This is a genomic window from Streptomyces sp. 3N207 (assembly GCF_052246355.1).
In the GTDB taxonomy this organism is placed as follows: domain Bacteria; phylum Actinomycetota; class Actinomycetes; order Streptomycetales; family Streptomycetaceae; genus Streptomyces.
In genome coordinates, this window is record NZ_JBQQBV010000017.1 from 159720 (window position 1) to 180894 (window position 21175).

Below are 21175 nucleotides of genomic sequence, written 5' to 3' on the forward strand. Positions count from 1 at the left end.
CCGGCCGAGCCGAACGGGGTGCTCGCCTCAGCGGCCGTTGAAGGCGTCCTTCAGCCGGGAGAACAGCCCCTGCTGGCCCGGCTGGAACTGGCCCGTGGGCCGTTCCTCGCCGCGGAGTTTGGCCAGTCGGCGCAGGAGCTCCTCCTCGTCCGGCTCCAGCTTCGTCGGCGTCGTCACCTCGACATGCACGATGAGCTGACCACGGCCACCACCACGCAGGTGAGTGATGCCACGCTCGTGCAGCGGGATCGACTGCCCGGACTGGGTCCCGGGACGGATATCGACCTCCTCCATACCGTCCAGCGTCTCCAACGGCACCTTCGTACCGAGAGCCGCGGCCGTCATGGGGATGGTGACAGTGCAGTGCAGATCGTCACCGCGGCGTTGGAAGACCGGGTGGGCGTTCTCGTGGATCTCCACGTAGAGGTCACCGGCGGGGCCGCCGCCCGGGCCGACCTCGCCCTCGCCCGCGAGCTGGATGCGGGTGCCGTTGTCGACACCGGCGGGGATCTTCACGGTGAGGCTGCGCCGCGAGCGCACCCGCCCGTCGCCCGCGCACTCCGGGCAGGGGGTGGGCACGACGGTGCCGAAGCCCTGGCACTGGGGGCACGGCCGGGAGGTCATGACCTGGCCCAGGAAGGACCTGGTGACCTGGGAGACCTCGCCACGGCCGCGGCACATGTCGCAGGTCTGCGCCGAGGTGCCCGGCGCGGCACCGTCGCCGCTGCAGCTGCCGCAGACGATGGCGGTGTCGACCTGGATGTCCTTGGTGGTGCCGAAAGCGGCCTCTTCCAGGTCGATGTCCAGCCGGATCATGGCGTCCTGACCCCGGCGGGTGCGCGAGCGCGGTCCGCGCTGCGCCGCCGTGCCGAAGAAGGCGTCCATGATGTCGCTGAAGTTGCCGAAGCCCCCGCCGAAGCCGCCGGCACCGGCGCCCGCGGCGCCCGAGGCCGGATCCCCCCCAAGGTCGTAGACCTGCTTCTTCTGCGGGTCCGAGAGCACCTCGTAAGCGGTGTTGATCTCCTTGAACCGCTCCTGGGTCTTCGGATCCGGGTTGACGTCCGGGTGCAGCTCGCGCGCGAGCCTGCGGAACGCCTTCTTGATCTCGTCCTGCGAGGCGTCACGCTGCACGCCGAGGACCGCGTAGTAGTCCGTCGCCACTATGACTCCGCCAGGATCTGTCCGACGTACCGTGCCACTGCGCGTACAGCTCCCATCGTTCCGGGGTAGTCCATGCGGGTCGGTCCGACCACACCGAGCTTGGCGACCGCTTCGTCGCCCGAACCGTAGCCGACCGAGACGACCGATGTGGAACTCAGTCCCTCATGCTGGTTCTCATGCCCGATTCGTACGGTCATGCCGGGGTCCTTGGCCTCTCCGAGCAGCTTCAGCAGAACGACCTGCTCCTCCAGCGCCTCCAGTACGGGCCGGATGGTGAGCGGGAAGTCGTGCCCGAAGCGGGTCAGATTGGCGGTGCCGCCGATCATCAGCCGCTCCTCGGTCTCCTCGACCAGGGTCTCCAGCAGGGTGGCCAGCACCGTCTGGATCGTGCCTCTGTCGTCGGCGTCGAACGCCTCGGGCAGGTCCTGCACCAGGGACGGGACCTCGGTGAAGCGCTCGCCGACCACCCGGCTGTTGAGCCGGGCACGCAGATCGGCCAGTACCGTCTCGCCGATCGGCGCCGGGCAGTCGATCATCCGCTGCTCGACCCGGCCGGTGTCCGTGATCAGCACCAGCATCAGCCGCGCGGGCGCCAGCGCCAGCAGCTCCACGTGCCGCACCGTCGAGCGGGTCAGCGACGGATACTGCACCACCGCGACCTGCCGGGTGAGCTGGGCGAGCAGCCGGACCGTACGGCCGACGACGTCGTCGAGGTCGACGGCGCCCTCCAGGAAGTTCTGGATGGCGCGCCGCTCGGGGGGCGACAGCGGCTTGACTCCGGCGAGCTTGTCGACGAAGAGGCGGTAACCCTTGTCGGTGGGGATCCGGCCCGCGCTGGTGTGGGGCTGGGCGATGTACCCCTCGTCCTCCAGCGCCGCCATGTCGTTGCGGACGGTGGCCGGGGACACCTTCAGGTTGTGGCGCTCCGTGAGGGCCTTGGAGCCCACCGGCTCCTCGGTGCCCACGTAGTCCTGGACGATGGCGCGGAGGACTTCGAGTCGACGCTCGCTGAGCACGGCGCACACCTCCCGTCCGGCCGCTGGTCTGAGTCCGATTCCCTGGCGGTCTCTGGCACTCTTCGTGCCGGAGTGCCAAGTCCCTGAGCCAGTGTACGGCCGGTCACCACGGCCAGGGCAAGGGCCGCCTGCTCGCAGGCCCGACCGTACCGCGCCGCTGCGGCGGCAGCGCTGCTTCCGCGCGGCCGAAGGCACGGTGGTCGGGCTGCCGCTAGCGTCGTCGTATGCAGCCGTTCGGTAAAGACGCGAGGCAGGATTCGCCGGCCGACGACCGGCGCTGGGAGCGGATCGCACCCGGGGTGCTGCGGCGCAGACTGCCGCAGTGGGACGCGACGGTCGGCGCCGTCGGGGGCGACAACGAGGCGCTGGTGATCGACACCGGGTCCTCGCTGCTGGAAGGCTCCGAGATCCGTGCCGATGTGACCGCGCTGCTGGGGCGCCGGGTGACGCGGGTGGTCCTCACCCATCCGCACTTCGATCACATCTTCGGCGCTGCCGTCTTCTCCGGCGCCGAGGTGTACGCGGCGGTCGGCGTCCGCGATCTGCTGGCCCGCAACACCGACCTGCTGCGGGACGACGCCGTGGCACACGGCCTGCTGGAGGACGAGGCCGGGGAGGCGGCTGACGTGCTGGTGCGCCCGCACCATGCGGTCAGCGGGCAGCTGACCCTCGACCTGGGCGGGCGGGAGGTCGTGCTGGTCAACGTCGGCCCCGCGCACACCGAGCACGACCTGGCCGTGCTGGTGCCCGGCACCCCCGATGTCGTCTTCTGCGGCGACCTCGTGGAGGAGTCCGGCGCCCCCCAGGCCGGCGCCGACGCCCATCCCTCCCGCTGGCCGGCCGCGCTGGACCGGCTGCTGGCGCTGGGCGGCGAGGACGCGGTGTACGTACCGGGGCACGGGGCACTGGTGGACGCGGCGTTCGTACGGGCACAACGGGAGGAGCTGGCACGCCGGTTCGCGTCGTACGGCACGTAGCGGGTCGTGCGGCGCGTAGCAGAATGAGCGCATGCGCAGCCGCTACGACAACCCCGATCTGACGCCTCCCTGGAAGCGGGCTCGGCCCGTGCCCGAGGTGGCCGCCGAGCCGGATCTGGTGGTGGAGGAGGTCACCACCGGGTTCTGCGGAGCGGTCGTGCGCTGCGAGAAGACGGCTGAGGGGCCGACGGTCACGCTGGAGGACCGCTTCGGCAAGCACCGGGTCTTCCCGATGACACCGGCGGGCTTCCTGCTGGAGGGGCGGACGGTGACGCTCGTACGTCCCCGCACCGGTGCGGGCGCGGGTGCGGGCGCCGGGGATGGTGCCCCGGCGGCCGGGCGGCGGCTGACGGCTTCCGGCTCCGTTGCCGTCCCCGGCGCGCGGGCCAGGGTGGCGCGGGCGGGGCGGATCTATGTCGAGGGGCGGCACGACGCCGAGCTGGTCGAGAAGGTGTGGGGCGACGACCTGCGGATCGAGGGGGTGGTCGTGGAGTATCTGGAGGGCGTCGACGATCTGCCCGCCGTCGTGGAAGCCTTCTCCCCCGGCCCGGGGGCCCGGCTCGGGGTGCTGGTGGACCATCTGGTCCCCGGCTCGAAGGAGTCGCGGATCGCCGCCCAGGTGAGCGGGGACCACGTCCTGGTGGTGGGGCATCCGTACATCGACATCTGGGAGGCCGTGAAACCCGCCTCGGCGGGCATCCGGGCCTGGCCACGCGTCCCGCACGGCCAGGACTGGAAGACCGGCGTGTGCAGCGCGCTGGGGTGGCCCCGGAACACCGGCGCGGCCTGGCAGCACCTGCTCGGCCGCGTCCGCTCCTACAAGGACCTGGAGCCGGCGCTGCTGGGCCGCGTCGAGGAGCTGATCGACTTCGTCACGGCCCCGGCGGAGTGATCTTCGGGGGCGGCCGCGGTCTCATCGGAATCCGAGCGGTACCGGACAATGGAGAGCATGCCCTCCGCACTTCCCGATGGTGAGCCCGTGCCCGGTGACGGCGCACTGCCTCCGCACGCGTTCGACGGGGCCGACGCCCGCTCGCTCGGCTTCTATCTGCACGTTCCGTACTGCGCCACCCGCTGCGGCTACTGCGACTTCAACACCTACACCGCCACCGAGCTGGGGGGATTCTCCCGGGAGCGGTACGCGGAGCAGGCCGTCGAGGAGATCCGGCTGGCCCGCAGGGTGCTCGGCGACGATCCGCGCCGGGTGGAGACGGTGTTCGTCGGGGGCGGCACCCCCACCCTGCTCCCGGCCGCCGAGCTGGGCCGGATGCTGGCGGCGATCAGGGACGAGTTCGGGCTGGCCGAGAACGCCGAAGTCACCACCGAGGCGAATCCGGAGTCGGTGGACGCGGGCTACCTCGGCGAACTGCGGGAGGCGGGCTTCAACCGGGTCTCCTTCGGTATGCAGAGCGCCCGCCCGCACGTGCTGCGGGTACTGGACCGTACGCACACCCCCGGGCGCCCCGAGGAGTGCGTCGCGGAGGCACGCAAGGCGGGCTTCTCGCATGTGAACCTCGACCTGATCTACGGCACTCCGGGTGAGACCGACGACGACTGGCGGGCCTCCCTGGACGCCGCGCTCGGCGCAGGACCGGACCACATCTCGGCGTACGCGCTGATCGTGGAGGAGGGCACCCAGCTCGCCCGGCGCATCCGGCGGGGCGAGGTGCCGATGACCGACGACGATGTCCACGCGGACCGCTATCTGATCGCGGAGGAGCGGCTGACGGCGGCCGGTATGGAGTGGTACGAGGTCTCCAACTGGGCGGTGGCGGGCGACGCGGCGGCACGGTGCCGGCACAACGAGCTGTACTGGACGGGTGCCGACTGGTGGGGCGCGGGCCCTGGCGCGCACAGCCATGTCGGCGGGGTGCGCTGGTGGAACGTCAAGCACCCATCCGCCTATGCGCAGGCGCTGGCCGAGGGCCGTTCGCCCGGCGCAGGGCGTGAGGTGCTCACCGCGGAGGACAGGCGCGTCGAGCGGATCCTGCTGGAGCTGCGGCTCGGCCGGGGCTGCCCGCTCTCGCTGCTTGCGCCGCAGGGCGCGAAGGCCGCCGAGCGGGCCCGCGAGGAGGGTCTGCTGGAGCCGGGCCCGTACGAGGAGGGCCGCGCGGTGCTGACGCTGCGGGGTCGTCTGCTGGCGGACGCGGTGGTCCGGGGCCTGGTGGACTGAGGGGGCGGGCCTGTTCCGCAAACCGGGCCGGCCGACCTGTTCCGCACACCGGGCCGGTCAGCCGTCGAGCGCGGCTTCGGCCCGCTCGGGGAGCCGCAGCACCAGCATGGCCAGGTCGTCGGCGGGCAGGTCGGGGGCGAAGGCGTACACCGCACGGCGCAGGCGCTCGGCCGTGCCGCCCGCATCCAGGCCCGCGCAGTCGGCGAAGCAGGTCGCGAGGCCGTCGCCGTCGTCGAACAGCCGGCGGCCGGAGCGGCGTTCGGTCACTCCGTCGGTGACGCACAGCAGGGTGTCGCCGGGGTGCAGCGTGAAGGACTGGCACTCGTAGCTGACCTGCTGGGCGACACCGAGGAGTAACTGCGGCGCCGCGGCCGTCCGTACGGTGCCGGAGGCATCCCGTACCAGCGGCAGCGGGTGTCCGGCGCAGGTCAGAGTGCAGTCCACGAGCCCGTCGCGGAAGGCCAGTTCGCCGTAGACGACGGAGAGGAACCGCGCCTGCTCGCCCACCTCCCGGTTGAGCCGGTCCAGGGTCTCGGGCACGGAGTGGCCCTCCCTGGCCAGCAGCCGCAGCACCGGGCGGGCCAGTCCGGTGACCACGGCCGCCTCAGGACCGTTGCCGCACACGTCGCCGAGCGCGAAACGCCAGCGGCCGTCGGGCAGTCGCAGCAGGTCGTAGAAGTCGCCGCCCGCCCAGGCGCCCTCGCCTGCGGGTTCATAGACGAGCGCGGTGTCCAGGCCGGGTACGCGCACCTCTTCGGTGGGCAGCAGCCCGCGCTGGAGAATCTGGCTGATATTCGCCTGGAGCGTGTAGCGGCGCGCGGAGAGCACCGCGAGCGCCACCCGGCGTGCGAAGTCCTCGACCAGCGCCATCACTTCGTCCGGAATCCGCAGCAGCCCGGCCCGGCCGATCACCAGCGTGCCGACCTGACGGCCACCGACGACCAGGTCGCACAGGATCGAGGCACCACCGCCGCTGCCCGTCGCAGCACCGGCGGGCCAGCGCCAAGGGGCGGCCTGGCCCGGCAGTACGCGGGACGCGGCGACGGGCGGCTCCCCGGCGAGCTGGGCCCGCAGCTCCTCGATGCGGCTCTCCTGCGCATGCCACACCCGGGCCAGCCGGGGCAGCCGGGAGCGTTCGCCGTCCCACAGCCATACGGCGCACCAGTCGGCGAAGCGCGGCACCATCAACTGCCCGGCGAGCGAGGCGACCTTGTCCTCGTCGGTGTGCCCGGTCAGCAGATCCGACGCCTCGGCGAGGAAGCAGAGCGCGCCGCTGTCCGTCCACTCGCGGTACGGATACGGGTGGAGGGCCGATGGCGCCGCGGGGGGCTCGGCGCAGGGCGGGGGCACGACATCCTCGGGAGCCTCGGCGGGGAGAATTTCCCCGGGGAGAGCCTCGCCGGGGAGAGCCTCGCCGGGGAGAGCCTCGCCGGGGAGGGCCTCGCCGGTGTGGATCTCGGCTGCGGCGTCGAGGGACTGCGGCGCGGTGCCGAGCTGGAACCAGACGGCCTTGCGGTCCCTGCGGTAGCTGATGCCCCACTCCTTGGCGAGGGCACCGACCAGTCGCAGGCCGAGGCCGTGGCCCTCCTCGCCGGGTGCGGCCACCCGGCGTGCCGGATGGCGGTCGGCGACCTCCGCGTAGACGACGCCGGCGGCGCAGCGGCACTCCAGCCCGACGGACGTACCCGCGTGCACGACGGCATTGGTGACCAGTTCGCTGACCAGCAGCACCATGTCGTCGGCCGCGTCACCGCCCACCTGCCACCTGGCGAGCGCCGCCCGGGTGAAGCCACGGGCTGCCGCCGCCGCGAGCGCGTTGGGCGGCAGTTCGGTACGGACCGCGTGCGGCATCTCGCTCCCGGTCTGTACGGCACCTGTCGGTGACGTCGCGGCCGGCCTGTCCGGCCCTGTGGCATCCACATCGTGCGCGCTGTCCATCGCACCCCTCCCCCGGGAGTTCCCGGGCGCTCCCCCGGTCGTTCGGTCACCGCGCTCGGCGCGGTAGAGCAAGAGTGACAGAAGGGGGCCGGTCATACGCGCCGAGTCACGGAAATCGTGGCTGAACACCGCCGTTTCCGTCCCTGAACGGTTGACATCGGTCGGCCGCCCGGTACTCTGCTCGCCTTCCTCGGTCCCTTTTCCCGATCCGCGAACGGCGATCGGTTCGCGATCGGCACTCGCTCTACGCGCACCGCCGTCCTCATCGGCCCGTGACCGGGTGACCGGCCAGCACACGACAGCCAACGGGGCAGCGATGACCACAGAATCCCCTGGACGTACCAGCGCCACAGCACACGAAACCGGCATCCTGCTCGTCGACGACATGGAGGACAATCTCGTCGCGCTGGAGGCCGTGCTCGGCGTGCTCCAGGTGCCGCTGGTGCGGGCACGGTCGGGCGAGGAGGCGATGCAGGCGCTGCTGCGGCAGGAGTTCGCGTTGGTCCTGCTGGATGTGGTGATGCCGGGGATGGACGGTTTCGAGACAGCGCAGCGCATCAAACGGTGCGAGCAGACCAAGGACGTCCCGATCATCTTCCTGACCGGGGCCGAGACGGCACAGGACAGCGGGTACGCGTACCGCGGGTACGCGACAGGCGCCGTGGGCTACTTGACCAAACCGTTCGACCCATGGGTGCTGCGCACCAAGGTGGCGGTCTTCCTCGATCTGCACCGCAAGAACCGCGAGTTACGGCAGCTTCGCGAGGAGGAGCAGCACCGGCTGGACGACTTCGCCGGCCGCCTGGCAGCGGTCGAGAGCCACCTGGCGGCCGGCAGCACGCCCGACACCGCCCGCCTGGCCCGTGACGTAGCCGCCCTCGCCGAAGCGCTGGACGAGTTACGACGAGCCTGAATGCCGAGGGCCGAGACCTCTCGTTCGCCATCCGGCCGCGACGGCGGCGAACCGCCACGGCGAGGGTCCGGCCGCATCACCGGACCCCGCAACCACAACGTCCGCCGCCCGAGCGTCAGTGCTCCCGCGCGCCCTCGTACATCTCCTCGATCAGGTCGCCGAACTCCTTCTCCACCACCGGGCGCTTCATCTTCAGGCTCGGCGTCAGTTCACCGTGCTCGATGTCCAGATCGCGGGGCAGGATCCGGAACTTCTTGATCGTCTGCCAGCGTTGCAGCCCTGCGTTGAGCTGCTCGACGTAGCCGTCCACCAGGCTGCGCACCTGCTCGGAGGAGACCACCTCTGCGTAGGGCTTGCCCTTGAGGTCCTCGTGGTCCGCCGCCCAGGCCGTGATGGCGGGCTCGTCCAGCGTGATCAGCGCTGTGCAGTAGTTCCGGCCCGCGCCGTGCACCAGGATGTTGGAGACGTACGGACAGATCGCCTTGAACTGGCCCTCCACCTCGGCAGGCGCGATGTACTTGCCGCTGGAGGTCTTGATCAGGTCCTTCTTGCGGTCGGTGATCCGCAGATAGCCGTCGTCGGACAGCTCGCCGATGTCGCCGGTGTGGAACCAGCCGTCCTCCTCGAGGACTTCGGCGGTCTTCTCGGGCAGCCCGTGGTAACCCTGCATGATGCCGGGGCCGCGCAGCAGGATCTCGCCGTCGTCCGCGATCCGCACCTCGGTGCCGGGCATCGGCTTGCCGACGGTGCCGGTACGGAAGTTGTCGGTGCGGTTGCAGAAGCTCGCAGCCGACGACTCGGTGAGCCCGTAGCCCTCCAGCACGGGAATGCCCGCACCCGCGAAGAAGTAGCCCAGATCGGGTGCGAGCGCGGCCGAGCCGGAGACGCAGCCGACCATCCGGCCGCCGAACGCGTCCCGCAGCTTGCTGTAGACGAGCCGGTCGGCGATGGCGTGCTTGACCTTGAGCCCGGTCGGCGCGTCGGCCACCCCGGTGCGGCGCTGGTTGTCCTGCGTCGTACGCGCGTACTCACGGGCGACCTCGGCCGCCCACTGGAAGATCTTGTACTTGGCGGCCCCTCCGGCGCGCGCCTTCTGCGCGACACCGTTGTAGACCTTCTCGAAGATCCGCGGCACCGCGCACATCTTCGTCGGCTGGACGACCGGCAGATTTTCGATGATCTTGTCGACTCTGCCGTCCACGGCGATGACATGCCCGGAGTCGATCTGCACGGAGATCAGCATCTTGCCGAAGACATGCGCCAGCGGCAGCCACAGGTACTGCACGTCGTCCTGGTTGAGCAGGCCCGTCTGCGGGACCGCGCGGGCCATGTACGACCAGGCGTCCTGGGCCAGCCGGACGCCCTTCGGCTTTCCTGTCGTACCGGAGGTGTAGATCAGCGTGGCCAGCTGGTCGGAGCGCAGCCCGTGCACCGTCTCGGTGACGGCGTCGGGGTGCTTCTCCCGGTAGGCGGTACCGCGCCGCTCCAGCTCCGCGAAGGTCAGTGCCCAGTCGCCCTCGGCGTCCTCGGCCGTGGGCTCACCGTCGATGAGCACGACATGCGCGAGGTTCGGCAGCTCGTCCCGGTGCGCGCGGACCTTCGCGAGCTGGGTGGGGTCCTCGGCGATCAGCACCCGGCTGTCGGAGTCGGCGAGGATGTAGGCCGTCTCGGAGTCGTTGGTGCTGGGGTAGACGGTGGTCGTGGCCGCGCCGGCGCACAGGATGCCCAGATCGGAGAGGATCCACTCGATCCGGGTGCCGGAAGCGATACCGACCCGCTCCTCGGGCCGCACCCCCAGCTCCATCAGCCCCGCCGCGATCGAGTAGACGCGCTCGGCCGCCTCGCGCCAGCTGTAGGAGCGCCACTCGTCCGGCCCTTCGCCCTCACCCGCGGGGCGGATCACCGGATAGCGGTACGCCTCCGCGTCGGGGGTGGCCTCGACCCGCTCCAGGAAGAGCGTCGCCACGGAAGGCGGCCGGTTCTCGATCAGGGACTGTGTGTCGCTCACGACATCCTCCGGGACCCGCGTCCTGCTTGTCGTCCTGCTTGGTTGCGTCCTGCTTGGGTTGCGTCCTGCTCGCGTCCTGCTGTGGGGCTCGCACGCCTCGTGGGGCTTGTGGGGTTCGCACGGCTTGTGGGGTTCGCACGGCTTGTGGGGGGCACGCGCTTGTCGACTCGCTTGCCGACGCACTTATTGACTCACGAGTAACTACTGGGCAGTGATCAGAGTAAAGGCAGCAGCCCCCTTACGTAAGGGGTCTGCCGCTACGTAAGGGGGCTGCTGCTGAGTGCTGTCGCAACGGGCCGCCACAAAAGGACGCACCGCCGCAAAAGGTACGGGGCTACTTCTTGGTCTTGGCCTCGCCGGCGCTGTCGTCGCTGGACAGCGCCGCGATGAACGCCTCCTGCGGCACCTCCACACGCCCGACGACCTTCATCCGCTTCTTGCCTTCCTTCTGCTTCTCCAGCAGCTTCCGCTTACGGGAGATGTCACCGCCGTAGCACTTGGCGAGCACGTCCTTACGGATGGCGCGGATCGTCTCGCGGGCGATGACGCGGGCGCCGATCGCGGCCTGGATGGGCACCTCGAACTGCTGCCGGGGGATGAGCTCGCGCAGCTTGTTGGCCATCCGGGTGCCGTAGGCGTACGCCTTCTCCTTGTGGACGATCGCGGAGAACGCGTCGACCTTGTCGCCCTGCAGCAGGATGTCGACCTTGACCAGGTCGGCCGTCTGCTCGCCCGTGGGCTCGTAGTCCAGCGAGGCGTAGCCGCGGGTCTTCGACTTCAGCGCGTCGAAGAAGTCGAAGACGATCTCCGCCAGCGGCAGCGTGTAGCGCAGCTCCACCCGCTCCTCGGACAGATAGTCCATGCCCTGCAGGTTGCCGCGCCGCGACTGGCACAGCTCCATGATCGCGCCGATGAACTCGCTGGGCGCGATGAGCGTGGCCCGTACCACCGGCTCGTGCACCGTGGCGAGCTTCCCGGTCGGGAACTCGCTCGGGTTGGTCACCACATGCTCGGTGCCGTCCTCCATCTCGACGCGGTAGATCACGTTGGGCGCCGTGGCGATCAGGTCGAGGCCGAACTCGCGCTCCAGCCGCTCGCGGATCACCTCCAGATGCAGCAGTCCGAGGAAACCCACCCGGAAGCCGAAGCCCAGCGCCGCCGAGGTCTCCGGCTCGTAGGTGAGCGCGGCGTCGTTGAGCAGCAGCTTGTCCAGCGCTTCGCGCAGCTCGGGGTAGTCGGAGCCGTCCAGTGGATACAGCCCCGAGAACACCATCGGCTTCGGGTCCTTGTAGCCGGGCAGCGGCTGCTCGGCGCCCTTGGTGAACAGGGTGACCGTGTCACCGACCTTGGACTGGCGGACGTCCTTCACACCGGTGATCAGATAGCCGACCTCGCCCACGCCCAGCCCGTCGGCGGGCGTCATCTCCGGCGAGTTCGCACCGATCTCCAGCAGCTCGTGCGTGGCGCCGGTGGACATCATCCGGATCCGCTCACGCTTGCTGAGCATGCCGTCGACGACCTTGATGTAGGTGACGACACCGCGGTACGCGTCATAGACCGAGTCGAAGATCATCGCGCGGGCCGGCGCCGCCGCGTTCCCGGTCGGCGGGGTGACCTGGCGTACGACGTGGTCCAGCAGCTCCTCGACGCCCTCCCCGGTCTTGGCCGAGACACGCAGCACCTCCTCGGGCTCACAGCCGATGAGGTGCGCCAGCTCGGCCGCGAACTTCTCGGGCTGGGCCGCGGGCAGGTCGATCTTGTTGAGCACGGGGATGATCGTGAGGTCGTGCTCCATCGCCAGATAGAGGTTGGCGAGGGTCTGCGCCTCGATCCCCTGCGCGGCGTCGACCAGGAGGATGCAGCCCTCACAGGCCGCCAGCGAGCGGGAGACCTCGTAGGTGAAGTCGACGTGCCCCGGGGTGTCGATCATGTTCAGGACGTGCGGGGCGTCCGGATTGTCCGTGGGTGCCCAGGGCATCCGCACGGCCTGGGACTTGATCGTGATGCCCCGCTCGCGCTCGATGTCCATGCGGTCGAGGTACTGCGCACGCATCTGCCTCTTGTCCACGACGCCGGTCAGCTGGAGCATCCGGTCGGCAAGCGTGGACTTGCCGTGGTCGATGTGCGCGATGATGCAGAAGTTACGGATCAGCGCCGGGTCGGTACGGCTCGGCTCCGGCGCGTTCGTTGGGGTCGCGGGCACGCAGTGTCCTGTCGGTTCTGGCCTGTCGGTTTCGGGCTGTCGGGTCTTGCGGCGAGTTCTCGGACGTGTCCCCGTCCGGTCGGCGGAGACGCCTCCGGGGTGTCCCGGACGCGTTCGGGGGGCCTGTACGAGCCCGCCGGGACGGTGGTCGGGACGGTGTGTCGCATCCCATGGTCCCATGCGCGCGCGGTACGACCGGATTGGGAGGGCCGGTACCCCGGCTGGTAGCCTGAGCGACTGTGCCTTATGGCACTGGACGGTGCCTGTCGGCACCGGCGTTTGAAACTCCGAACCGCAAAGGCTCATTCGTGGCGAACATCAAGTCCCAGATCAAGCGGATCAAGACCAACGAGAAGGCACGGCAGCGCAACAAGGCCGTGAAGTCCGAGCTGAAGACCGCGATCCGTCGCACCCGCGAGGCTGTGGCCGCCGGTGACACCGAGAAGGCGCTCGAGGCCCAGCAGCTCGCCGCCCGGAAGCTCGACAAGGCCGCCAGCAAGGGTGTGCTGCACAAGAACAACGCCGCCAACAAGAAGGCGGCGCTGGCCAAGCAGGTGGCCTCCCTCAAGGGCTGACCACCTCGTCGCAGCTTCTCTCAGCTCGTCGGTCTCCCGACCGCTCGGACGTTGTGAGGCGGGCCCTCTCTCATCCGCCGTACGCCCGAGCAACCGCTTGAGACAGCGCGCCGCACGCGGCCTGCGTTCGCCACGCGGGTGCGGCGCACCACACAGTACGAAGCGAGGCCCCGTCCCGAGCCCCTCCCCAGGGCCCCGGGACGGGGCCTTCGCCATGCGGGGCGTCTGGGGTGCGGGGTGTTCGGGGCACGGGGTGTTCGGGGATTCGGGGCACGGGGTGTTCGGGTGCCGCAGGTGGTGGCTCGGTCAGCGGTTGCCGGCCCAGCGAGTCGGGGAACCGCCCGGTGGGAGGTGGGCGGTGGCTCACTCAGCGGGAAGGGCTGTGACTCGCTCAGCGGGGAGCTGGCAGTGGCTCACTCAGCGAGAGCGGACGGTACCGCTCAGCGGGGACCGGACAGCAACTCGCTCAGCGCGAGCGAGCGGCGCCGGCGATGGTGACGACGGCCTTCTCCAGCGCGTACTCGGGGTCCATCCCGCCGCCCTTCACGGCCGCGTCCGCCTCGGCGACAGCCCGCAGCGCGGCGGCCACCCCGTCCGGCGTCCAGCCGCGCATCTGCTGCCGCACCCGGTCGATCTTCCACGGGGGCATACCGAGCTCCCGCGCCAGATCGCCCGCCCGCGCCCCGCGCGGGGCCCCGGCCAGCTTGCCGATGGCCCGCACCCCCTGCGCCAGCGCACTGGTGATCAACACCGGCGCGACCCCGGTGGCGACGGCCCAGCGCAGCGTCTCCAACGCCTCGGCCGCCTTCCCCTCGACGGCCCGGTCGGCGACGGTGAAGCTGGACGCCTCCGCACGGCCCGTGTAGTAGCGCCCGACCACCGCCTCGTCGATGGTGCCCTCGATATCCGCAGTGAGCTGGGCACAGGCCGAGGCCAGCTCGCGCAGATCGCTGCCGATGGCATCCACCAGCGCCTGGCACGCCTCGGGCGTCGCCGCCCGGCCCAACGCACGGAACTCCCCCCGGACGAACGCCAGCCGGTCGGCGGGCCTCGTCATCTTCGGGCACTCGACCTCGCGTGCCCCCGCCTTCCGTGCGGCATCCAGCAGCCCCTTGCCCTTGGCGCCGCCCGCATGCACCAGAACGAGGGTAATCTCCTCCACCGGGGCCGTCAGAAACGCCTTCACGTCCTTGACGGTGTCCGCCCCCAGGTCCTGCGCCCCGCGCACCACGACGACCTTCCGCTCGGAGAAGAGCGAGGGACTGGTCAGCTCGGCCAGCGTGCCGGGCTGAAGGTCCCCCGGCGCCAGATCCCGCACGTCCGTGTCGGCGTCGGCGGCGCGTGCGGCGTCGATCACGACCCGTACGGCACGCTCGACGAGCAGCTCCTCCTGCCCCACCGCCACGGTCACGGGGGCGAGCGGATCGTCCGAGGTCTTCTTACGCGTACCAGCCATCGCGACCAGCATCCCACGCCGCACCGACACCGCCGCCTGCGGAGCCACCCTCCACACCAGCCACCCTCCGGGTGCCGTTGAGAGAATGCCCCGGTGAACGACGTACGGCATGTGCTGGTGCTGCCCGACAGAGACGCGGCCGAGGAGGTCGCCGCGCAGCTTGAACTGCGCCTCGGACTGGCCGAGGAACCCCGACTCGTCCGGGAAGCGCTCGCCGGGGAGGACGACGCCGAGGACGCCCAATGGCTGGTGGTCCTCGAAGACCCGGACGCCGGCTACGACCCCGCCATGCTGGACTCCCTCGCCGCAGCACACGAGGGCTGGCTGGAACGCGACTGACCCGGCTGATGCCGCCCTGGCCGAGCGGGCGGTGCCCCTCCGCGCCCCGTGACGGCGGTGCCTGCTCCCCCGTCCCCGGACTGCCCCGCTGGGTCACCACTGCGGGGGTGCCGTCCGGGCGCCGCGTCACCGCCAGCGCCCCGTTCCGGTCCGTCCGCGCCACGAGAGCTCCCCCGGCAGCCAGCGCACCCAACGTCTCGGGGGCCGGATGCCCGTACGGGTTCTCCCGGCCCGCCGACACGAGAGCCACCCGCGGCCGGAGCCGCCGCAACAGCGCCGGGGCCTGGAAGCGCGAACCATGGTGCGCGACCTTGAGCACATCGACCTGCGGCAAGCCCGGCCGCGCGGCCAACAGCGCCTGCTGCGCTCTCGGTTCGAGGTCACCGGGAAGGAAGAGGCTGAGACCCGACGTACGGACGAGCAGCGTGACGCTCGCATCGTTGGCGCCTCCGCCTTCCTCCCCGTCGCCCTCGGACGGCGGCAGCTGCGGCTGGGGCGCCGGCTCGGACTGGGCCGGCGGCTGGGGCTGGGGCGGCGGCTCAGGCTCGGGCCACACCACCTCCCAGCCCAGATCCCCCGCCTGTCGCTGCTCCCCCGTATGCGAGGCGCGCACCGGCACTCCCGCCCGCCGGGCCGTCCGGCGCACGAACTCCGCCTGGTCCGACGGCTCCTCCAGCCCGGTCGTCCGGATCGCTCCCACACTCCGCCCCCGCAGCAGCCCGGGGAGCCCTGCCACATGGTCGGCGTGGAAGTGGGTCAGCACGAGCAGCGGGACCGTACTCACCTCCAGCTCGCGCAGGCACCGGTCGACAGCGGCAGGCTCGGGCCCCACGTCCACCACGACTGCCCCGCCCGCGCCGCCCCGCTGCCCGTCCACAGCCAGCACCAGCGCGTCCCCCTGCCCTACGTCGCAGGCCACCATCCGCCAGCCCGTCGGCGGCCACCCGGTGAACGGCCGCACCAGCGGCACCGGGCGCAGGACCGCCACCAGCAACCCCAGTACGCAGGCGGCGCACAACCACGGCCGGTACGGCAACGACAACCGCACCCCCACCAACAGCACCCCGCCCAGCACGACCGCGAGCCCCAGCGCACCCGCCCACGTACCGGGCCAGCCGATCTCCGCACCGGGCAGCCCCGCGCCCGTTCTTGCGATGCCCGCGATGGCCCGCACCGGCCAACTCGCCAGCCATGCCAGACCCTTCGCCACGGGCATCGCCACCGGCGCCGCGGCCAGCGCGGCGAATCCCAGCACCGTGGCCGGCGCGACCGCGAACTCCGCGAGCAGATTGCACGGCACCGCCACCAGGCTGACGTGCGCGGCCAGCACCACGACCACCGGCGCACACGCCGCCTGCGCCGCAGCCGCCGCTGCCAGCGCTTCCGCCGCTCTGCCCGGACAGCCGCGCCGCCGCAGCGCCTCCGACCAGCGCGGCGCCACCGTCAGCAGGGACGCCGTGGCCAGCACGGAGAGCAGAAAGCCGAAGTCCCGCGCCAGCCAGGGGTCGTAGAACACAAGCAGCAACACCGCCGCTGCCAGCGCGGGCAGCAGCGAGCGCCGCCGTCCGGTGCCGATCGCCCACACCGTGATCAGTCCGCAGGCCGCCGCCCGCAGCACGCTGGGTTCCGGCCTGCACACCACAACGAAGCCGAGCGTCAGCAGCGCTGCCACCACCGCGGTCGCCCGCAGCGGAAGACCGAGCCGCGGCGCAAGGCCCCCTCGCTCCGCCCGGTGCGCACGTCCCGGCGGTCCGATGAGAACCACCAGCAGCACGGAGAGATTTGCTCCGCTCACCGCCAGCAGGTGCGTCATGTCCGTGGCCCGGAAGGCATCGGCCAGCTCCGGGCTCAGCCGGGAGGTGTCCCCGACCACCAGCCCCGGCAGCAGTCCCCGCGCATCCCCGTCGAGCCCCTCGCTCGCCTCGCGCAGCCCCGCCCGAAGCTCACCCGCCGCCCGCTGCACGGCAGTTGGTCCGGCAACGATCTCGGGCTTACCGGGCCCTACCCGCAGCGCCGCCGCGATGTCCTGGCCCCCTCGCCGGCCGGCGGCAGGCGGCACCGCCTCGGCCTGCACCCGGAGCCTGGTCGAGGGCAGCACCCGCAACCACGCGGCCCGCGAGGAGTCGGCCGCCGCCTGCCCCCGGTCCCCGGCGCCGTCCTGCTCCAGCCGGACCAGGAGCAGCACCGGCGTACGCAGGCGGCTTCCGGCGCCGTCCTCGCCCACCAGCGCGACCGCTTCCGCGGGGATCACCACCATCCCGGCCAGCTGCCGGGCACCCTGCGTCCTGGGCCGCGTCACCCTCGGATCCTTTGTGACAGTGACCTCGACGGTTGCCCGCGCATGGCGCTCCGCCAGCCCGGGTAACGGCCCCCGATGCAGGTCGGCAGCGTGCAGCGCCGCGCTGCCACCAGCCGCAGCAGCGCACAGCAGGGCGCCTGCCGCCCCCACCAGCAGCGTCCGGCTTCCTCGCCGGAGCCGGACCCGTCGCCCGACGGCACCTTGCGTCGCACCCAGTAGCCTTCCGGGCCTCCCGTTCGGTGACGCCGCAGCCGCTGCGGCGCCGCCCCTGACCGCCCAGCCCAGCAGCACGAGCCCCGTGATCCCGCACAGCGCGACGCCGATCACAGCACGCTGCGCGGAAACACCCAGCGCCAGGGCGGCTGCGGCCCATGCCGCCAGGGCCGGCAACACCAACCGCAGGTCCGCCATCTCTTCCCGCACCGGCCGCCCGTCGGCCGTCGCCGGGTCCGGTCCAGGTGCCCCGTCCCAGCCCCCGGGGGCCGCTCTTCCGTCACGCCGGTGCGGTCCGGCCCGAGCCTCGGCTGCCGGTCCGGAGCTGCTCACGGCGTCACCTGCGGCTTGATGTCGGCGAACCGCTTCTGCCCGATGCCGTTGACTTCCTGAAGCTGGTCGACGGAGCGGAAACCACCGTTCTCCGTACGGTAGTCCACGATGTGCTGTGCCAGCACGGGACCGACACCCGGCAGGCTCTCCAACTGTTCCGGGGTCGCCGAGCTCAGGCTGATCGGCGCGCCCGATGGACCCCTCGCGCTCCCCGAACCGACCGCACCACCCGCTGCGGAGCCCGGACCCGGCGCCGAGGCCCCAGGCGCGGCGCCCGCGGCAGATCCTCCCCGGCCGGGCGCGCCCACCACGATCTGCTCGCCGTCCACGAGCAGCCGCGCCCGGTTCAGTCCGCTCGTATCCGCCCCCTTGCGCAGCCCGCCGGCGGCCTCCAGCGCGTCAGCCACCCGGGAGCCCGCGGGCAGATGCTGCACACCCGGTTTGCGCACCTTCCCCGACACGTCCACCACCAGCCGCTTGCCCCGTGCGGCGCCCTGGGCACCAGGAGCTGCCCCACCCGCGACGGGTGCCGCGGCTGCGCCGCCGCCCTCCCGGGGGCGCGCGGAGGGACCCTCCGGGGTGCTCGGCGTGCTCGGCACCGCCACACCCTGGGGTCGTCCGGTCCAGAAGTGATGGACGGCGAACCCGACAGCGACCAGCAACACCAGGCAGAGCGCCACCAGGGTCTTCGGCTCGATCCCACACCTCACCCGCAGCCACACCGGCAGTCGGTCCTCAAGAGCGAGCCTCCAGCGCTCCCTCCACGACAGCCGGGCCGACGCCTCGTCCAGTGGCTCTCGCTCCTCCTCCCGCCGCTCTCGCCGCTCCTGCTGCCGCTCGGTGAAGAAACCGCCGCCCACCCGCCCCGGCTCGGAACCGTCCCCCGGCCCCAGCTCCGGCTCCGGCTCCCGCCCCTCCCGCTCCTCCCGCTCCTGTACCGGCGCCGGTACGGGGCTCGATGGGCCCACCGGGCCCGCGTCCCCCTCCCGTTGGTGCCTACGCTCCCGGCTGCGCCGCACGGCCGTACGTGCCGCCGCGATGGCATCGGCACGGGCCATGACGGGGAGGTCCGGCTCGTCGGCAGGTCGCCCGATGGTCGGCCGCTCGACGATGGGCCGGGTCCTCGTACGGGGCTCGGGCGTAGGGGTTGTCCCGGGCGGCGGCTCCGTCAGAAGCGACCGGGCACGCGCCGCAGCACGAGGCTCGGGGGCTGCCGGACGCAGGCGCCGTGGCATGCGGTGGGCACCCCGTCGGCCCGGGCCCGTGCTCGGGGCCGCGCGAGGGCCCCGGGGCGGCCGACGGCGCGCAGGGCGACGGGTCCGGGTGCCGACGCCAGGGTCGTCAGCTCCCTCGCTCGCTTCCCGCTCCCCCTGCTGCCCACCCGGCTCGCCGTACCCGCCCGGGACGGTCTCGCGATCCGGGCCCCGACCCTCAAGACCGTCCCGCTGCTCGTTGCCGTCCGCGACGGTCCGTCCATCCGCAGCGATCCGTCCGCCCGTAGCGGTCTGTCCACCCCCGATGTTCCGTCCGCCCCCGGCGTTCCATCCATCCCCGACGGTCCGTCCGCCCCCGGTGTTCCATCCATCCCCGACGGTCTGCCCGCCCCCGGTCCGTCCGTCCCACGACTCGTCCGGCGGCCGCCCACCCGCAGGCCGCGGACGTGCTGTTTCTGCTGCTCGTTCGCTCATGCCCACCGACGGTAGGCAGTCGGCACCCACCGCGGTGATCTTGCTCGATTCCCGTGGATAACCCGCGAGTTGTGGATAACCCCCTCACTCATCTGAGGGAAAGTACGGCCCCCAGCAGTCCCGGACCGGTGTGGGCGCCGATGACCGCGCCGACCTCGCTCACATGCAGCTCGCGCAGGCCGGGCACCCGTGTGCGGAAGCGCTCCGCGAGCTGCTCGGCGCGTTCGGCGGCGGCGAGATGGTGTACGGCGATGTCCACCCGGGCGTCCCCGGCCCGCTCCACCACGATTTCCTCGAGCCGCGCGATGGCCTTGGAAGCCGTTCTGACCTTCTCCAGCATCCCGATCCGGCCGTCCGCCACCTCGAGAAGCGGTTTGACGGCGAGCGCGGAGCCCAACAGCGCCTGGGCCGCGCCGATGCGGCCGCCCCTGCGGAGATAGTCCAGCGTGTCGACGTAGAAGACCGCAGAGATACCCTCGGCGCGCTTCTCGGCAGCCGCGACCGCCTCGTCCAGCGACGCACCCGCCTCGGCCGCCTCAGCAGCCGCCAGCGCGCAGAACCCCAGCGCCATGGCCACCACTCCGGTGTCGACGACTCGTACGGGCACCGGCGCCTCCTTGGCGGCCAGCAGCGCGGCGTCGTACGTCCCGGAGAACTCGGCCGACAGGTGCAACGAAACGATTCCGACGGCGCCCGCCTCGGCCGCGGCTCGATAAGTGCGCGCGAAGGTCTCCGGGCTGGGCCGGGAGGTGGTGACCGGGCGCCGCTCGCGCAGTGCGGTCGCCAGCGAGCGCGCGGAGATCTCCGTGCCCTCCTCCAGGGCTTCCTCGCCGAGTACGACGGTCAGTGGCACGGCTTCGATTCCATGCCGTCGCAGCGCCTCTGGCGGTAGGTAGGCGGTGGAATCGGTGACGATCGCGAGGGGGCCGTGCATGGAACGGAGGGTATCGGGCGGGCGAACGGAGCGCTTCAGGAGGCGTTCCGAGGGCGGCGCTTCCCGAACGCCGTCACCGAATCCCTCCGGCCGGCTGTCGGATCCGTCAGCGACGGGTCGAGGCCCTGTCCGGACGGCCCCAGCTCGGGCCGCGCGGGCTGCGCGGCCGACTGCCCGGTGGCGGAGGGCGGCTCCGTGGCAGGCGACGAGTCCTTGACAGGCGACGAGCCAGGCGACGAACCACTGCCGGACGCAGCCCCCGGTGAGCTGCCGGCAGCTGAACCGCCACCGGATGAGGCGCCCGCCGACGGGTCGCTCGCCGGGCCGGGCGTCCAGTGCCGCAGGGCGCCGGACTCGATGTCGATCCGGTCGCGCAGTGCGCTCAGCCCCTCGGCGTCGAACTGGCGTGCCCGGTCCTGCGCGGCGTGGCGCAGTGAGTCCGCGGACTTCTTGATGTGCCGCATCCGTTCCCGCGCCTCGGGCAGCCGGGAGGCGACCCGGGAGTGGTCCGGCTCGCGCTCCATCAGCAGCCGCAGTTCGCCGTCCAGGTGGCGGGCGTGCTCGTGGAGCTTGTCCAGGAGATCGACGGCTTCGGTGAGACTCGGGTCGTTGCGGGCACCTGCCTCCAGCTCGGCACGTGTGCTGTCGATGGAGGCGCGCAACTCCAGGCGGATGCGGGCGGCTTCACCGATCGGCCCGGACTGTACGGAGCGCGCCTTGAGTACAGTCTCCTCCGCCGTGCGCCGGACCTGCGCCCCGGTGCGCTCCACGCCGCGCTTGACGGCCCGTACGACCCGCAGTGTGACGACTGTGCCGAAAATGAGGACGGCCAGTACGAACACCAGGACGATGACGACTGCCACGTCCACAGGTCGCTCCTCTGTCGTCCGTCAGTGAGCCCGTCTCCGTTCAGCGTAAACGGCCGGGGGCTGCTTCGGGGTCTGCCGAA

General features: G+C 71.9%; 15 protein-coding genes and 1 pseudogene. 6 read left to right on the forward strand and 10 right to left on the reverse strand.

The features are described 5' to 3' along the window. Positions 1-27 precede the first annotated feature (27 nt). Positions 28-1161, reverse strand: a complete 1134-nt coding sequence (gene dnaJ / locus ACTWP9_RS25255; RefSeq protein WP_443248558.1) for a molecular chaperone DnaJ — start codon at positions 1159-1161, stop codon at positions 28-30. After that, the gene (gene hrcA, locus ACTWP9_RS25260; RefSeq protein ID WP_443248559.1) at positions 1161-2177 is read right to left on the reverse strand and encodes a heat-inducible transcriptional repressor HrcA; all 1017 of its coding nucleotides are present in this window, start codon (positions 2175-2177) and stop codon (positions 1161-1163) included. Before hrcA ends, dnaJ begins: the two co-directional genes overlap by 1 nt. Before the next feature lie 224 nt (positions 2178-2401). Between hrcA and ACTWP9_RS25265 the strand changes: the two genes are divergently transcribed. The 3 genes from ACTWP9_RS25265 to hemW are packed head-to-tail and all read left to right on the forward strand — an operon-like array spanning position 2402 to position 5327. After that, complete coding sequence (locus tag ACTWP9_RS25265) at positions 2402-3154, forward strand: MBL fold metallo-hydrolase (RefSeq protein WP_443248560.1); 753 nt, start codon at positions 2402-2404, stop codon at positions 3152-3154. Between the two features lie 31 nt (positions 3155-3185). Further along, positions 3186-4046, forward strand: a complete 861-nt coding sequence (locus tag ACTWP9_RS25270; protein WP_443248561.1) for a DUF3097 domain-containing protein — start codon at positions 3186-3188, stop codon at positions 4044-4046. Positions 4047-4103: 57 nt separating this feature from the next. Then, entirely contained in the window at positions 4104-5327 is a 1224-nt protein-coding gene (gene hemW, locus ACTWP9_RS25275) for a radical SAM family heme chaperone HemW (RefSeq protein WP_443248562.1), read from the forward strand. Between the two features lie 57 nt (positions 5328-5384). Here hemW and ACTWP9_RS25280 read toward each other — a convergent pair whose 3' ends face one another. Then, positions 5385-7265 carry a SpoIIE family protein phosphatase gene (locus ACTWP9_RS25280; RefSeq protein WP_443248563.1) on the reverse strand — a complete coding sequence of 627 codons (1881 nt, stop codon included), beginning with the start codon at positions 7263-7265 and terminating at the stop codon, positions 5385-5387. Positions 7266-7581: 316 nt separating this feature from the next. Between ACTWP9_RS25280 and ACTWP9_RS25285 the strand changes: the two genes are divergently transcribed. Next, positions 7582-8178 carry a response regulator gene (locus tag ACTWP9_RS25285; protein ID WP_443248564.1) on the forward strand — a complete coding sequence of 199 codons (597 nt, stop codon included), beginning with the start codon at positions 7582-7584 and terminating at the stop codon, positions 8176-8178. Positions 8179-8293: 115 nt separating this feature from the next. Here the strand turns inward: ACTWP9_RS25285 and ACTWP9_RS25290 are convergent, their stop codons facing one another. Next, positions 8294-10186 carry an AMP-dependent synthetase/ligase gene (locus ACTWP9_RS25290; RefSeq protein ID WP_443248565.1) on the reverse strand — a complete coding sequence of 631 codons (1893 nt, stop codon included), beginning with the start codon at positions 10184-10186 and terminating at the stop codon, positions 8294-8296. 334 nt (positions 10187-10520) lie between these two features. Further along, positions 10521-12389, reverse strand: coding sequence for a translation elongation factor 4 (gene lepA / locus ACTWP9_RS25295; RefSeq protein WP_443248566.1), 1869 nt, complete (start codon positions 12387-12389; stop codon positions 10521-10523). Positions 12390-12697: 308 nt separating this feature from the next. On the opposite strand from lepA, the gene rpsT reads away from it, so the two are divergent. Beyond that, a complete protein-coding gene (gene rpsT / locus ACTWP9_RS25300; protein WP_443248567.1) occupies positions 12698-12964 on the forward strand; it encodes a 30S ribosomal protein S20 in 267 nt (88 codons plus the stop codon). Positions 12965-13430: 466 nt separating this feature from the next. Here the strand turns inward: rpsT and holA are convergent, their stop codons facing one another. Next, entirely contained in the window at positions 13431-14420 is a 990-nt protein-coding gene (gene holA, locus ACTWP9_RS25305) for a DNA polymerase III subunit delta (protein ID WP_443248568.1), read from the reverse strand. A gap of 93 nt (positions 14421-14513) precedes the next feature. Between holA and ACTWP9_RS25310 the strand changes: the two genes are divergently transcribed. Continuing rightward, a complete protein-coding gene (locus ACTWP9_RS25310; RefSeq protein ID WP_443248577.1) occupies positions 14514-14759 on the forward strand; it encodes a hypothetical protein in 246 nt (81 codons plus the stop codon). Between the two features lie 307 nt (positions 14760-15066). Here the strand turns inward: ACTWP9_RS25310 and ACTWP9_RS25315 are convergent. The 4 genes and pseudogenes from ACTWP9_RS25315 to ACTWP9_RS25330 all read right to left on the reverse strand — a co-directional run. Then, positions 15067-17469: pseudogene (locus ACTWP9_RS25315) on the reverse strand (ComEC/Rec2 family competence protein); the annotation flags it as partial. A 131-nt stretch (positions 17470-17600) separates the two neighbouring features. Beyond that, positions 17601-18662, reverse strand: coding sequence for a helix-hairpin-helix domain-containing protein (locus tag ACTWP9_RS25320; RefSeq protein ID WP_443248569.1), 1062 nt, complete (start codon positions 18660-18662; stop codon positions 17601-17603). A 718-nt stretch (positions 18663-19380) separates the two neighbouring features. Continuing rightward, positions 19381-20226 (reverse strand): DegV family protein, encoded by an 846-nt coding sequence (locus ACTWP9_RS25325; protein WP_443248570.1) that lies wholly within the window; start codon positions 20224-20226, stop codon positions 19381-19383. A 35-nt stretch (positions 20227-20261) separates the two neighbouring features. Further along, complete coding sequence (locus ACTWP9_RS25330) at positions 20262-21095, reverse strand: hypothetical protein (protein ID WP_443248571.1); 834 nt, start codon at positions 21093-21095, stop codon at positions 20262-20264. Between the last annotated feature and the right edge of the window lie 80 nt (positions 21096-21175).